General features: G+C 37.6%; 1 protein-coding gene. It reads right to left on the bottom strand.

Going from position 1 to position 287, the window contains the following annotated elements:
* Window positions 1-179: 179 nt before the first annotated feature.
* The coding region (locus tag HC175_RS24560; RefSeq protein WP_168140111.1) for an isoaspartyl peptidase/L-asparaginase at window positions 180-287 on the bottom strand (108 nt) is incomplete at its 5' end.

Raw genomic sequence — 287 nt, 5'->3', positions numbered from 1 at the left:
CTGGAGGAGCTTTCTATCTTTTTACCGGTAAATTTTTCTCCGTAGTTTCCTATGTCAAGTTCACCTTCTTTGTATTCATGGATGGTAGAATCTCTCAGGTTCTAAGAATATCATAATCTGACTTCAACTTTGGCAAAGTATCGAACTTTGCCAAAGTTTGAAAGTAGATTTCACACTTATTATTCGTTCTCCCCGTAAATCCCTATTTCCAGTTCACCGTTTTTATTCATTTTTGCTCTGTACATTCCGGCAGTATTGAATTCCATGGCCACATTTCCCTTGTTGTC

The sequence above is a fragment of the Salinimicrobium oceani genome (assembly GCF_012037645.1).
Note: the sequence above shows the minus strand (reverse complement) of the source record. Positions and strands in the feature narration are given on the sequence as shown.